Raw genomic sequence first — 13,672 nt, 5'->3', positions numbered from 1 at the left:
TAACTTCAATAGTTGAAGTTACTTTTTTTGTCATATCATCAATTATTTTTCTGCTGTAAGTGCAGCCATTGTGATGTAGTTGTATGGTTTATTGAAGTGTGGCAAGAAGAATAGGTCTGTCAATGCTAATTTATCAATTGTAACGTGTTCTTGAATAGCAAGTGAGAACATGTGAATTCCCATGCTAATTGCTGAATCACGAGATACCATTTGAGCACCAAGGATTTCACGGCTATCTTTATCAAAGACGATCTTGATAGCTACTTCATAGTTGTCATGTTTCATAAATTCTGGTTTTTGAAGGTCGTTAAATCCAGTTTCAGTTGCATTGTAACCTGCAGCTTTTGCTTTTTCAAGTGTTAAACCAGTTGAAACCATGTGAAGACCATAGATTGAGATACCATTTGATCCTTGAACACCGATTCCTTCAAGCTCATGTCCACAAGCGTTGTAAGCACCAACGATACCAGTACGAACAGCGTTTGAAGCAAGCGCGATGTAGCTAGTGTCTTTACGAGCGTTGTCATAAACAGTCGCACAGTCACCAACAGCATATACACCTGGGATAGATGTTTCTTGTTTCTTGTCAACAAGGAAAGCACCGTTACGGAAGAGTTCGATCTTACCATCAGCAAGTGCAGTGTTTGGACGGAAACCAACTGCAAGAACAACCATATCCACATCAAATGTTTCTTTGTCAGTGATCAAGCGTTCAACTTTTCCTTCACCTTCGATAGCTTTAACAGTTTGACCAAGTGCCAAACGGATGTTGTGGTCTTCCAAGTTTTTAGCCATCATTTGTGTGAAGTCTTTGTCATAGTATCCGTTCAATACAGTGTCAACGATATCAACAAGTACAACTTCTTTTCCAAGACGTTCGAAAGCTTCAGCAAGCTCAACACCGATGTAACCACCACCTACAACAGCGATACGCTCAAGGTGTTTGCTCTTGTCAGCAAGTTTTTCGATAACTTCTTCTGCGTTTTGGTACAACTTAACAAATTGTACGTTTTCAAGAGTTGCTTTGAACTCACGGTTACCTTTAACGATTTCAACGCCTTCGATTGGTGGCAAGATTGGAGTTGAACCAGTAGCAAAAATCAATTTATCATAAGATTCTTTGTGTTCTTTACCTTCTACTTCTGCAGTTACAACTTTGTTGTCGTAGTCAATTGAAAGAACTGGTGAGTTCATGTAAACTTTAGCACCTTTCGCTTCCAATTTTTCTTTGTCAGAGTAGAACAAACCTTCAGGTCCATCAATTTGTTCACCAATCCAAAGTGCCATTCCGCATCCAAGGAATGAAATGTTTGAGTTTTGGTCAAATACAACGATTTCGTTTTCGTTTCCAAAGTTATCCAACATAGTGTTGATACATGCAGTTCCAGCGTGGTTAGCACCCACGACTACGATTTTACTCATAAGATAAATCCTACCTTTATTTTTTTATTTACCTCTCAAGTATACCATTATCTGTTAACGTTTTCAAGACTTTTGACCCGTTTGATGTTATTTAAGAAAGTTTTTGAAAGATATATCAATTTGTTTTCAAAGAGTTCTTATTGATTTGGAGCTGTTTTTATTTTTTTAAGCATATTTCTTGACTTTTTTTAAAAAATGATTTGTGAAAACGCTGACTTTATGATATTCTATTTATATGGAAATAAATTATAAATTTTAAATTTCTTATTAATTCAAGATTTGTAGCTATTTCCCAATGATTCGAAGGGAGTTGATTCTTTGTCTCTTAGTTCATCATCTGAGCGATTAATGGGAACTACGATTACTATTTCCTTAGTACATGAACAAGCCGATAATCTTCTCCGTCAAGCTTTTGATTTGCTCAAGGAACTTGAATTCCGCTTCAATGCCAACAGTACTGAATCTGAATTAATGGAAATTAACTATCAGGCAGGTATTGCCCCAGTTAAAGTCCACCCTGATTTGTTTGAGCTGATTTCATTAGGTCTAGAACACAGTCTAGCTCCTAAAAGTCATCTCAATATTAGTATAGGGCCTTTGGTTCAAACCTGGCGTATTGGTTTTTCCGATGCAAAGGTTGCAAGCCCTGAAGAAATTGCTTCAGCCTTACCACTAATAGACCCTCATTTTATTAAACTCGATTCAGTCAATTCTACAGTTTTCCTAGAGAAAAAGGGAATGAAAATTGACTTAGGGTGTTTAGCAAAGGGGTACAGTGCAGATAAGGTTGCAGCTTTCTTAAAAGAAAACGGCGTCACTTCTGCTCTTATCAATCTTGGAGGAAACATCCTCACAATTGGGAACAACCAATCAAAAGATGGACGTCCGTGGCAAATCGGCATTCAAGACCCAAATAATCCACGCGGTAATCACCTGATGACCTTGTCTATTACTGGAAAATCAGTTGTTACATCTGGGATTTATGAACGGCATCTTGAAATCAATGGCAAGGATTATCATCACATTTTTGATAGTGAGACAGGCTATCCCATTGAAACGGATTTAGCCAGTTTAACCATTGTATCTGACCGCTCAGTCGACGGTGAGATATGGACCACTCGTTTATTCGGAGAGCGAAGCGCTTCTATTATGTGGCAAGTCGAAAATATTGATGGTATCGAAGCCATCCTCATTGACAAAGATGGACATGTCGCTTGTTCATCTGGTATCCAACGGTAATTAATTTATAATGCAAAAGAGAAAGGAAAGCCCATGCTTAAACTTATTGCTATTGTAGGAACAAACTCAAAACGTTCCACAAACCGCCAACTGCTTCAATATATGCAGAAACACTTTGCTGACAAAGCAGAAATCGAATTGGTAGAGATTAAAGATCTGCCTGTATTTAACAAACCAGCTGACAAACAAATCCCAGCTGAAGCTACGGAAATCGCTGCTAAAATCGAAGCTGCTGATGGAGTTATTATCGGTACTCCAGAATACGACCACTCAATCCCAGCTGTTCTTATGAGCGCTCTTGCTTGGATTTCATATGGTGTATTTCCACTTTTGAATAAACCTGTTATGATTACAGGTGCTTCATATGGTACACTCGGTTCATCACGTGCTCAATTGCAACTGCGTCAAATTCTTAATGCTCCTGAAATCAAAGCAAATGTTCTCCCAGATGAATTCTTGCTTTCACATTCTCTTCAAGCATTTGATCAAAATGGTGACTTGGTAGATCTTGATGTCATCAAGAAATTGGATGCCATCTTTGATGACTTCCGTATCTTTGTTAAAGTTACCGAGAAATTGCGTAATGCACAAGAGCTTCTTCGCAAAGATGCTGAAGATTTTGATTGGGAAAATTTGTAAGATAGGAGATCGAAAGAATGAAATTTGTTGGACTTGTTGGATCAAACTACGATCAATCATATAACCGCAAACTCTTGGAGTTCATCCGCCGTCAGTTTAAATTTAAATTTGAACTAGAAGTTTTGGAAATCGATGAAGTTCCAATGTTTAACCAAGACGAAAAATGGGACGAGAGCTTCCAATTGCGCCTTCTTTACAACAAAATTACTCGAGCTGATGGTGTGATTATTGCTACTCCAGAGCACAACCACACTATTTCTGCTTCACTTAAGTCAGTCCTTGAATGGCTTTCATACGAAGTTCATCCATTTGAAAACAAACCAGTTATGATTGTGGGTGCTTCATACTACGATCAAGGAACTTCACGTGCTCAAGTTCACCTTCGTAAAATTCTTGATGCACCAGGAGTAAATGCCTACACATTACCAGGTAATGAGTTCCTTCTTGGAAAAGCCAAAGAAGCTTTCGATGCAAAAGGAAATATTATTAACGAAGGAACTGTTAAATTCCTTGAAACTTGCTTAGATAACTTTGTCAAATACGTAGGAGTCGTATCTAATTTGAAAAAACCAAAACCAATTGAACCAGAAGACTTAGATTGTGGAAAACCAATTGCCACAACTATTACAGAAGTTGACCCTGATGATCCAGAATGGGTAGAAAAAGTTGCAGAAATCACAGGAGCTGTTTCAGGTGATACATACGTTAAACTTGACCATGGTATCCTTACAGTTAACCAAATCGATATGTTCTTGAAAGCTATGCCTTTTGAATTAACATATGCTGATGACAACAACCAATTCCTATACTACAACAACGCTCATCAAGATCCAGATACAATGTTTGCGAAACGTGTACCACCTCAATCTGGTAGCCGTATGTCAACAGTTCACGGATCACTTCCACCTGCACGTATGAAAAACGTTGAGTGGGTTATTGGTACGCTTCGCAATGGCAACCAAGAATACGTACGTACAATTGTTCCTGGCTCACCTGCAGGTGTTATCAACACTCACAACTACCAAGCTATGTACTATCCTGATGGATCATATGCTGGTATCAATGAAATTGTCTTTAACTTCCAACCATGGCTTGACTGGTACTTGAAAGAAACTGGTCAACGTTTGGTAGGCGGTAGCGGACCTTTTGCTCCTGCTGCTGGAGGTCACGGAGATGCCGATGCTACTTCTGGTGCATCTGACGCTGGAGGACATGGTGATGGTGGCCACGGAGCTGCTGATGCTACTTCTGGTGCAAGTAACTAAAAAATAACCTAAAGGAACCACTCGGTTCCTTTTTTCAATAAAAAAATCTCGGTTCACACACAAACCGAGAATTTTTTTATTTATGAATTCGGATCATCAAGACTACGGCCGTGTAAACCTTTTTCGCGTTGTACTTGACGAAGTTTTTCAGGAGTCACATCATTACCATCTTCATCGACGATTTTGATTCCTTCAACGTGATGACGTACTGAACGACGATAGCCTTCGATATATTCCTCACGAAGTTTGGCTTGTTCTACTTTTTCTTCCGCAGTCAAGCCTTCTGTTTTTTTCTTTTTAGCAAGTTCATTAATACGAGCGATTTTTTCTGGTGTCATATTTGGGCCTCCAATCTACTTTTTAATTACTATTTTGTATTAAGAAGGTTAAAAGCAGCCACTGTTTTTGCTTTATTGACAAGTTCAGCTAGAATAGCCAAACGATTATTCTTAACATCAATATCCTCTGCCATAACCATAGTATTGTCAAAGAACGCATCAATAACTGGACTAAGAGCAAATAGTTGTGTTAATTTATCGCTTGCTGAACCTTTTAATTCTAGGTTATCTACCGCTTGAGCTAGTTCTTTTTCCTGCTCATTTTCAAAGAGACTTGCATCAACTTTGACTGAACCTTCTGCCTTTTCTGCTAGGTTAAAGGCACGAGATAATGACTCAACTGATGATTTGTAATCTTCAGTTTTCGCAGCTTCTGAAAGAGCTTCTGCTACTTCAATCATATCAGAGACAACAAAATTTGAACTTGCTAGAACAGCCTCTTTAATATCTTTTGCAGTAGAACCCATCATCTTATCAACACGAGCTTTGATGAAGTTAAGCACTTCTTCTTGGTTATCGTAAGTTAAACTATCAAACGATAAATCATAAAGACTCGCAATCAACTCGTCCATTGGAATATTCCATCCAAAGTCTTCTAAGATTCGAACAATCCCTTGTGTTGCACGACGAAGGGCATAAGGGTCGTTTGAACCAGATGGAATCAAACCAACAGAGAAGAAAGATAAGAGAGTATCTAATTTATCGGCTAGTGCAAGTATTGCTCCAACTTTAGATTCAGGAAGAGCTCCGTCTGCTGAGTCTGGAAGGTAGTGCTCTCGAATAGCTTGCGCCACTGCAGCATTTTCACCTGCAAGAAGCGCATACTTCTCACCCATGATCCCTTGAAGCTCATCAAATTCACCAACCATACCGGTTAAGAGGTCAAATTTATAAATGGCTGCAGCACGAGCAAGATCAATAGATTCATCAACTGATAGACCAGCTTTTTCAGCTAGCAGGATAGCAATTTGTCCTGTACGAATCATGTGTTCACGAAGTGAACCAATCTTTTCATGGAAGGTTACGTGTGAAAGTTTTGCAACTAATTCTTCAATCTTGAGTTTTTGGTCTTCACGCCAGAAGAATTCTCCATCTTCCAAGCGGGCAACCAAAACTTTCTCATTTCCTCGAATGACATTTTCCAAGTATTCAGCATTTCCGTTACGAACTGAAATGAAGTTTGGTTTTAGATTTCCTTCAAGATCACGGACAACAAAATAACGTTGATGAGTTTCCATTGAAGTAACCAAAACTTCTTCTGGAACTTCTAGGTATTTAGGATCAAAATTCCCCATAAAAGCAGTTGGATATTCAACCAAGTTTAAGACTTCGTTTAAAAGTCCTTCATCAATCTGTACTTGAACGCCATGTTCTGCTTCAATTTCCTTAATTTGTTCACGAATCATATTTTCACGTTCAATGCTATCAGCAATGACATAGACTTTACGTAAGTCTTCTTCGTAACTATCAGCATGACGGATTTCAACTTCATGTCCAAGGAAGCGATGTCCTCGACTCACTCTGCCTGAATGAATATCTAAGAAATCTAGTTCAAGAGCTTCATCATCCAAAAGCACTGTCAAAGTGTGGACTGGACGGATATATTCAAAAGTATTGTTTGCCCAACGCATGCTAACAGGGAAACTTAAGCTAGCCAAGACTTCTGGAATTCCATTCAGAACTTCTTCCGCTGGTTTTCCAGCTTCATGCTTAGTTACATAGACATATTCTTCACCTTTAATTTCACGGAATTCAATATCATCAACAGTCAAGCCTTTTCCACGGACAAATCCTTGGGCAGCTTTAGAGAAATTTCCTTCTGCATCCAAAGCAATTTTCTTAGAAGGTCCTTTAAAATCTTCAGTCAAATCTGTTTGTTGGTCTGCTAAACCAAGTACACGAACAGCTAAACGACGTGGAGTTGAGAAGGTTTGAATCCCTTCATATGAAAGGCGGTTGTCATCCAAGAAGGCTACCATTTTTTCGCCGAGTTGTTTTTCACTTGGTGTGACAACGTAGGCTGGTAACTCTTCGAGTCCTAGTTCTACTAATAAGTTTTTTGTCATGTTTTTTCCTTTACACAATTAATGTTCTTCAACAAGACCTTTAGTAGTGGGGGACGCAAGCAAACCTTCGGTTTCATTGCTAACTGTCAAGCCTTAAGTCTCGTCAGTTCCCCAGTCGGATAAGAAACTTCTTATCCGACTTTCACTACAGCGGTCTTGTTTTATTTAGCGACCTACGGTCGACTTTCAGTCATTTATTCCTGTAATTATGCCTATTCTTCCTCTTCTGCTAGGAGTTTGGCGCGTGTGGTTTCGTCTAGAAGTGGGTAACCGAGTTTCTTACGTTCTGCGACGAAGGTTTTAGCTACGACACGGGCTAAGTTACGGATGCGGGCAATGTAACCGGCACGTTCTGTAACCGATACCGCTCCACGAGCATCAAGCAAGTTGAAGGTATGTGAACATTTCAAAACGTAGTCATAGGCTGGGTGCACAAGGCCTAATTCCAAAGCGCGTCCAGCTTCTTTTTCAAACTTTTCAAAGTTTTCAAGAAGCATGTCTTGGTCAGAAACTTCAAAGCTGTATTTTGAATGCTCATATTCTGGTTGAAGGAAAATTTCTCCATATTTAACACCTGGAGCCCACTCAATATCGTAAACTGAGTCTACTTCTTGGATATAAGAAGCTAAGCGTTCCAATCCGTAGGTAACCTCAGCAGTAACAGGGCCTGTTGCTAAACCACCGACTTGTTGGAAGTATGTAAACTGGGTGATTTCCATACCATCAAGCCACACTTCCCATCCAAGACCAGCTGAACCAGTTGATGGGTTTTCCCAGTTGTCTTCAACGAAACGAATATCGTGTTCCAATGGGTTGATGCCCAATTTTTCCAAAGACTCTAGGTAGAGCTCTTGGATATTTGATGGAGATGGCTTCATAACCACTTGGAATTGGTGGTGTTGGTAGAGACGATTTGGGTTTTCTCCGTAACGACCGTCAGCAGGACGACGTGATGGCTCTACATAAGCTGCATTCCATGGCTCAGGACCAATGGCACGAAGGAAAGTATAAGGACTCATGGTTCCCGCACCTTTTTCGTTATCATAAGCCTGCATAAGCATACAACCCTGGTCATTCCAGTATTGTTGCAAAGTCAAAATTATTTCTTGAAAGGTTAGTTTATTGGACATTGAATACTCCTTAATTAAAAATGATTTCTTGCGACACGAGTCTGCCTCGTCGATTATACGAGGCAAGACGAGTTAGTACTGCGTCTAGCTCAGGCACCTTAGTGCTGAGCGTGGGGCAGTCCGACTGTAAGGAGGTCTCTGCCACTGACACAGTGGAAAGTCAATTTTTTAGACATTGTTTTCTCCTTTAATTTATATTATCTTCTTATATTTATTTATCAAGCAACCAAGAAAAGGCTGGGTCCTGAAAAATATGACGTTTAGGAATAGTTTGTAAATTCTGATTGCATTCATCTATTGTACCTAATTTCAAAGCACAGACTTCTGGTATATTTTCTTGAACAGTGAAAATTTGACTATGACAGTTCTGGCAGTAATAACGCTGTTTTCCTGGAGAAGAACTATACGTAACAAGTTTTTCTTTTCCATGCAATACTAGATTTTTACTGCTAACTTTGGCATTAACTGTATAGGCAGACGCAGTTGCTTTCCGACAGAATGAACAGTGGCAAAAAACTAATTCAGATAATTCCTCATCCAGAGTGTAAGTCACTGCTTTACATAAACAAGATCCTTTAAGCATTGTACTCCTTTCTACTTAGGCATTAGACGAATTCAAAAAGAACCGAATTTCAACACCCAAGCCTTGCGACTAGGGGCGTCAGAAACGCGGTTCCACCCTAATTTATTACTTCATTGTTTTTGAAAATACTACAGAAAGCGCCACACTTATCTCTCAATCACCTGACTCTCACTATCTCAGGCTCGCTTAAGATCTACCGATAAGATATTCTTTCTTGCGTCTATTATAACAAAATGCAATTAAAAAGTAAATTTTTTTCATAAGGAATCTCCAATAATTCACCTTAAATAGAAATACTAATCTAAAGTCATTCCTTTTCATGCTCCTTTTTGAACAAAAAGAAAAACCGCTACTCCTAAGAATAGCGGTTTAATCATGTTTTTAAGCTACAAATGTAGTCGCTCTATTATTTAAGAGTAACAATTTGCAAATCCTATTTTCTCCCAGTATTAGTGGGTTAATTCCTCAATTTTCAACTCTGGCAGGAATTTGGTAGGTAAATTGATAATCCAAGATTATCTAAACTGCTTGTAATCTCTTCTGAAATTGTTGAATCACCTGAATAATACCAATGACTATATGTATTCAACGTGGTTGACTTATCAGCGTGTCCTAATCGATATGAAACATATAAAGTATCCTTATGTAACACATTTATAAGATAAGATGCATGACTATGTCTTAATCCTTTCCCCGTAATTTCTGGTACACCAGTAATCTTAGCATGCCTTTTTATTATCCTAGAAATTGTAGACTTACACAAGGGGGCGCCAAAACGTGATATTACATAATCTTTTTCATCATTCTTGATTTGAACTTCTCGCCATTTTTTAAGTATTGTAATCGTAAAATCATCTAAATCAATTTTACGATTCCCTGCTACTGTCTTTGTTTGTTGTTTAGCATACCATACACCGTTTTTGTCTTTCTCAATTGTCGAATGAACATGAATCCATTTACGTTCAAAATCAATATCTTCCCATTTAAGAGCAATACCCTCACTAACTCTTAAGCCAGTCATAAAATATAACCAGATCGTCATGTAATTATGGAGTCCCTCATACTCACTAATATCAAAAGAGTTTATTACCTTCTTAAATTCATCAAATGTCCAAAATTTTGTATCAGGGTGCTTTCCTCTAGGATTATCTAATCCTTTAAAAGGAACTCTATCAATATAACCCAATCTTTCCGCATAGCCCAGACATGCTTTAAATCTAGACCACATATTTTTAGCATAGTTACTAGAATACTTGTCTATAATAGCTAAGCGAAATCTTTCACAGTCAATAGTACTAATATCTGATAATTTTTTACTACCAAATTGCTTAACAAATAACTGATGATGTGGTAAAGCGGTCTGATAAGTTACAAATTGAACTTTTTGTTGATAATATTTTAAATAAATCTCTTCCATAAACTCTCTAAAAGTTAGAAAACTATTATTAATAGTAGAGTTCACAAATTCATGTTTTAAACGAAGTATCTCTTCATATGCTTCCTTAAAAGAATTAAACGGTAGTCCCTGTTGATTTTTCCTTCCTTTCTTTTGAATTCTTTTCCCAGTTATTGGATCAACTCCTAATTCAATTTGAAAGTAAATTTTTCCTTTTGAATCTTTGTATACACCTTTATATTTCTTTGTCTTTGATATAACCATTTTTCTCACCTTCTATATCTGAAAAAGAAATACCAATTAAATTTTCTACAATATTTTTAGGAGCAATGCCTAACCTTTTATTATCGAAAGGTGAACATCCTAATTGTACCGCATTCTTATCATTTTTTCTAGCTTCTTCAAACTTTTTTACAGCAATCTTTTTTGCTTGTCTAATAATATTTCTAGATGTGTGCTCTGGAAAACCAATCGCAACTAAATCTTTATAGTTTACTGTTTCCATGATTTTACTACTTCCTTTCTTAGATTTTTTCACCTCCATGGCATGACTGATGAAGTCATCATAAGAATTACACTTGCTGCTCTTTTACGGTGGCAGCCTGAACGGTCAGAAGTATCATTGTATATCATTTGTATCATGGCATATAAAGTATCGCTCTATTTTATTGATGGTTTTAATGTCGCTCTTATCATGGCGAGCCATTCAAAACTGCTCCACAAATGAGGAAAGTACCATTTTGGACTATTCAATTGTCAAAGAACAAATAAAAAATCTCCTCATTTTTACACTCTATGAAATTGAGGAGATTATTTTCTAAAGCGAATTTTATCAGGAAAATCTGTCAATCCCAATAGATAGTCTGTACTGACATCGTAAAAGCTTGAGAGAGTTACCAATACATCTGCCGTCAAGGCATGCTCACCCCGTTCAATTTTAGCATAAGCTGAGTTTGTAAACGAAAGTATTTTAGCTATTTGTTTTTGGGTCAAATCGTGATCTTCCCTCAAATCTCTCAAACGTCTGTACATCTAGCTTTCTCCTGAGAAAAGTATAATATATAAAACTAAGAAATCTTTCAAAGTGTCCAAACTGGACATTTTGAACTAAAATTAATTTATTAAACACTTCTCATAAGCATATCTATTAACCGTCTGAGAGCAAAGATTTTATCAACTATTTAAAATTACTGACTTTCAAAAATTAGTCTTATTGTAAAATCAAGTGAAACACAAAAGACATGTTTATCTAATATATTATAGTCTCAAAAATATTACAAAATTATAGGAAAATGTTCACAAATCAATCATACAAGCACTTCTCTGAAGCTGAACAATACTAAATTTTAGTTTTATTTAAACAAAGGAAAAAACTGCTTATACTGCTCGTCGTTAGGATAGAAAACATTCTATTTTTACTTGTAAAACTAATCGAGATTCTATAATACCGGTGAAACAAATCAATGATAGAAGATCTACTGATAACAGTATTATGCAAATCCAATCTAGAATTTTCATTATCATTCTATAGAAGCTAGCCATTACTTATAACTAAATAAGATTTAGCCTGACTTTCTGACATAGTTCACATAAGTGAAGAAAGAAAAACCAAGGAGACATAGTATGAAAATTTTTATTCACACTTATAAATTCCAACATTTTGATTATGTGAATACTAGTCAGCATATTTCAGGAGTATAAAAAATTAAGCATTGAAAGTTGCACACTATATTTTACTACTGATTATTCCAAAACATTCCCTCCTAATAACAAGTTACTCTAAGTTGATCCCAGTGGGAATGACTGGTGATATTACTACTCATGGGAGTTTCACCCACTATCTTTTTACGATGGCAGCCTAAACGGTTAGAAGTATCATTGTCCTCACTTGTGTCATGGCAGATAGAGTACCACTCTATTTTATAGCTAATAATTTTCGCTCCTATCACGGCGTATATCACTAAATTGCTCGACAAATAAGAAAGTCCCACCTCGGTTTATTCAATTGTCAATGAACAAATCAAGGAGAGACTATTTCATTTTATGTTTTATTATATCTGGACAATCTGGTAACCCTAATAGGTAATCCGTACTAACGTTATAGAGTTTAGAAAGCTGCACAAGGACATCTGCCGTTAGGGCAACCTCTCCTCTCTCAATTTTTGCATAATTTGTATGAGGGAAGGAAAGTAAATTTGCAACAAATTTTTGGGTGAAATCGTGATCTTCTCTCAAATCTCTTATCCGTTAGTACATCTAGCTTTCTCCTAAGAAAAGTATATGTCACTTTCAGAAAAAGCTGGGAAATTGTCATAATATGACAGAAGTTTTTTATCTGTCTATTTTTTACAAAAATCAACACCAATTGAATAACTCATCATAGTAATTACTTCAATGCCATTTCGAATTCATTTTAAACTCTTCAATGCAAATTTTAAGAGTATACAAGTTAGTAAGTCACCTACTCCTACAACTCCAAAAACAAGTAATGTTTTAAAGTTAAAATATGAAAATACAACCGTTCCTAAAGGCATTAACATTAAAGCAAAAAATGCAATTATACTAAATACCCTTCCTAAATATTCCTTTTCAATTGTAGACTGTAAATACGATAACATTTGAACATTAAAAATTGTCATAGCTAATGATGATAATGAAAACAAAAGTAAAGTAATCGACCAGATCTTCACTAAAGGAATCATAATCAGTGGTAAAGATGATATCAAAAGGAATGTACTATATTGGTTTGACGAAAAACTTCTTTTAAAAAAATTATTCGATACAGCCCCAATAATATTCCCAACTGCTTGACCAATTAAAATCATGCCATATAACTTATCCAAATCGTACATTTTATTAATAAACGGTAAATAAAAGTTTATTCCTGATGAAAAGAAGTTAATCATCGAACTTGAAATCAGTAAAAGAAGTAACTCTTTATTGTTATAAATGTAACTAAATCCATACTTTATTGAAAAGGCGTCAGATTTTTGGGGAGAGTTATCAAAAAAATTTAATTCAGTGAAAAAAACTGATAAACACCCAGATAATAAAAAGCTAAGAGAATTAACTAGCATTCCATATTTATATCCTACTAATGCTATCGTGAGCATCCCAATAACTGGAGATAGGATGCTCAAAAATTCCGAAATTGATTTTGAATAAGAATTATATTTAATAATGTTATTTTTACTTAATAAATCTCCTACTATTGCTCTATAAGCAGGAGCATTAAATGCATATAGAATTGCTAAACAAATATTTGTAACTATCAACATATATACATTACTTTCACTATAAAACATAAAAACTATAAAGGTAAGTAAACTAGCTATAAAATCAGTAACAATTAATATTTTTCTCTTATTCTTACTGTCCGCAAATACACCTCCAAAAAGGCTGAATAACAATTGTATAATGATCTCTGAAAATTGATAAATCCTCATGTAGTAATTTGATTTACTCTCCGAAGAAGCTATAACCAATTTATTGGCGTAATCATAAATTGTAGTGCCAAATTCATTTAATTGACTACTGATAATTAATAGAAAAATATTCTTTTTTTCTAATTTGTTGTTTTTTGATTCCATCTAA

13 protein-coding genes are annotated in these 13,672 nt (G+C 36.2%); 3 read left to right on the top strand and 10 right to left on the bottom strand.

Going from position 1 to position 13,672, the window contains the following annotated elements:
• Positions 1 to 42: 42 nt before the first annotated feature.
• Positions 43 to 1,422: a H2O-forming NADH oxidase gene (gene nox, locus ACESNQ_RS00635; RefSeq protein ID WP_371499209.1), complete on the bottom strand. Its 1,380-nt coding sequence runs from the start codon at positions 1,420 to 1,422 to the stop codon at positions 43 to 45.
• Positions 1,423 to 1,740: 318 nt separating this feature from the next.
• On the opposite strand from nox, the gene ACESNQ_RS00630 reads away from it, so the two are divergent.
• From ACESNQ_RS00630 to ACESNQ_RS00620, 3 genes are read left to right on the top strand one after another with little or no spacing between them, the layout of a single operon-like run.
• Positions 1,741 to 2,661 (top strand): FAD:protein FMN transferase, encoded by a 921-nt coding sequence (locus ACESNQ_RS00630; RefSeq protein WP_373074226.1) that lies wholly within the window; start codon positions 1,741 to 1,743, stop codon positions 2,659 to 2,661.
• Positions 2,662 to 2,694: 33 nt separating this feature from the next.
• A complete protein-coding gene (locus ACESNQ_RS00625) occupies positions 2,695 to 3,300 on the top strand; it encodes an NADPH-dependent FMN reductase (RefSeq protein WP_004252640.1) in 606 nt (201 codons plus the stop codon).
• 17 nt (positions 3,301 to 3,317) lie between these two features.
• Positions 3,318 to 4,565, top strand: a complete 1,248-nt coding sequence (locus ACESNQ_RS00620) for an NAD(P)H-dependent oxidoreductase (RefSeq protein WP_373074224.1) — start codon at positions 3,318 to 3,320, stop codon at positions 4,563 to 4,565.
• Positions 4,566 to 4,645: 80 nt separating this feature from the next.
• On the opposite strand, the gene ACESNQ_RS00615 is transcribed toward ACESNQ_RS00620, so the two are convergent.
• From ACESNQ_RS00615 to ACESNQ_RS00575, 9 genes are all read right to left on the bottom strand, one after another.
• Entirely contained in the window at positions 4,646 to 4,903 is a 258-nt protein-coding gene (locus tag ACESNQ_RS00615) for a DUF896 family protein (RefSeq protein ID WP_070678121.1), read from the bottom strand.
• A 29-nt stretch (positions 4,904 to 4,932) separates the two neighbouring features.
• Positions 4,933 to 6,969 carry a glycine--tRNA ligase subunit beta gene (gene glyS / locus ACESNQ_RS00610; RefSeq protein WP_373074221.1) on the bottom strand — a complete coding sequence of 679 codons (2,037 nt, stop codon included), beginning with the start codon at positions 6,967 to 6,969 and terminating at the stop codon, positions 4,933 to 4,935.
• Between the two features lie 212 nt (positions 6,970 to 7,181).
• Entirely contained in the window at positions 7,182 to 8,099 is a 918-nt protein-coding gene (gene glyQ, locus ACESNQ_RS00605) for a glycine--tRNA ligase subunit alpha (RefSeq protein WP_373074219.1), read from the bottom strand.
• Positions 8,100 to 8,310: 211 nt separating this feature from the next.
• Positions 8,311 to 8,682, bottom strand: coding sequence for a GFA family protein (locus ACESNQ_RS00600; protein WP_006148389.1), 372 nt, complete (start codon positions 8,680 to 8,682; stop codon positions 8,311 to 8,313).
• A 472-nt stretch (positions 8,683 to 9,154) separates the two neighbouring features.
• The gene (locus ACESNQ_RS00595; protein WP_373074217.1) at positions 9,155 to 10,342 is read right to left on the bottom strand and encodes a tyrosine-type recombinase/integrase; all 1,188 of its coding nucleotides are present in this window, start codon (positions 10,340 to 10,342) and stop codon (positions 9,155 to 9,157) included.
• A complete protein-coding gene (locus ACESNQ_RS00590; RefSeq protein ID WP_000450956.1) occupies positions 10,314 to 10,583 on the bottom strand; it encodes a DUF3173 family protein in 270 nt (89 codons plus the stop codon). Before ACESNQ_RS00590 ends, ACESNQ_RS00595 begins: the two co-directional genes overlap by 29 nt.
• Before the next feature lie 305 nt (positions 10,584 to 10,888).
• Positions 10,889 to 11,110 carry a helix-turn-helix domain-containing protein gene (locus ACESNQ_RS00585; RefSeq protein ID WP_049498444.1) on the bottom strand — a complete coding sequence of 74 codons (222 nt, stop codon included), beginning with the start codon at positions 11,108 to 11,110 and terminating at the stop codon, positions 10,889 to 10,891.
• Positions 11,111 to 12,109: 999 nt separating this feature from the next.
• Entirely contained in the window at positions 12,110 to 12,322 is a 213-nt protein-coding gene (locus ACESNQ_RS00580; protein WP_239683319.1) for a helix-turn-helix domain-containing protein, read from the bottom strand.
• Between the two features lie 164 nt (positions 12,323 to 12,486).
• Positions 12,487 to 13,668: an MFS transporter gene (locus ACESNQ_RS00575; protein WP_023916205.1), complete on the bottom strand. Its 1,182-nt coding sequence runs from the start codon at positions 13,666 to 13,668 to the stop codon at positions 12,487 to 12,489.
• Positions 13,669 to 13,672 lie beyond the last annotated feature (4 nt).

Origin of the sequence: Streptococcus infantis (assembly GCF_964243025.1) — a bacterium.
In the GTDB taxonomy this organism is placed as follows: domain Bacteria; phylum Bacillota; class Bacilli; order Lactobacillales; family Streptococcaceae; genus Streptococcus; species Streptococcus infantis_N.
Note: the sequence above shows the minus strand (reverse complement) of the source record. Positions and strands in the feature narration are given on the sequence as shown.

What these genes read in the sequence shown, in the direction of transcription:
- nox (WP_371499209.1), bottom strand. Translation starts at nt 1,422, where the DNA reads ATGAGTAAAATCGTAGTCGTGGGTGCTAACCACGCTGGAACTGCATGT.
- ACESNQ_RS00625 (WP_004252640.1), top strand. Translation starts at nt 2,695, where the DNA reads ATGCTTAAACTTATTGCTATTGTAGGAACAAACTCAAAACGTTCCACA.
- ACESNQ_RS00620 (WP_373074224.1), top strand. Translation starts at nt 3,318, where the DNA reads ATGAAATTTGTTGGACTTGTTGGATCAAACTACGATCAATCATATAAC.
- ACESNQ_RS00615 (WP_070678121.1), bottom strand. Translation starts at nt 4,903, where the DNA reads ATGACACCAGAAAAAATCGCTCGTATTAATGAACTTGCTAAAAAGAAA.
- glyS (WP_373074221.1), bottom strand. Translation starts at nt 6,969, where the DNA reads ATGACAAAAAACTTATTAGTAGAACTAGGACTCGAAGAGTTACCAGCC.
- glyQ (WP_373074219.1), bottom strand. Translation starts at nt 8,099, where the DNA reads ATGTCCAATAAACTAACCTTTCAAGAAATAATTTTGACTTTGCAACAA.
- ACESNQ_RS00600 (WP_006148389.1), bottom strand. Translation starts at nt 8,682, where the DNA reads ATGCTTAAAGGATCTTGTTTATGTAAAGCAGTGACTTACACTCTGGAT.
- ACESNQ_RS00595 (WP_373074217.1), bottom strand. Translation starts at nt 10,342, where the DNA reads ATGGTTATATCAAAGACAAAGAAATATAAAGGTGTATACAAAGATTCA.
- ACESNQ_RS00590 (WP_000450956.1), bottom strand. Translation starts at nt 10,583, where the DNA reads ATGGAAACAGTAAACTATAAAGATTTAGTTGCGATTGGTTTTCCAGAG.
- ACESNQ_RS00585 (WP_049498444.1), bottom strand. Translation starts at nt 11,110, where the DNA reads ATGTACAGACGTTTGAGAGATTTGAGGGAAGATCACGATTTGACCCAA.
- ACESNQ_RS00575 (WP_023916205.1), bottom strand. Translation starts at nt 13,668, where the DNA reads ATGGAATCAAAAAACAACAAATTAGAAAAAAAGAATATTTTTCTATTA.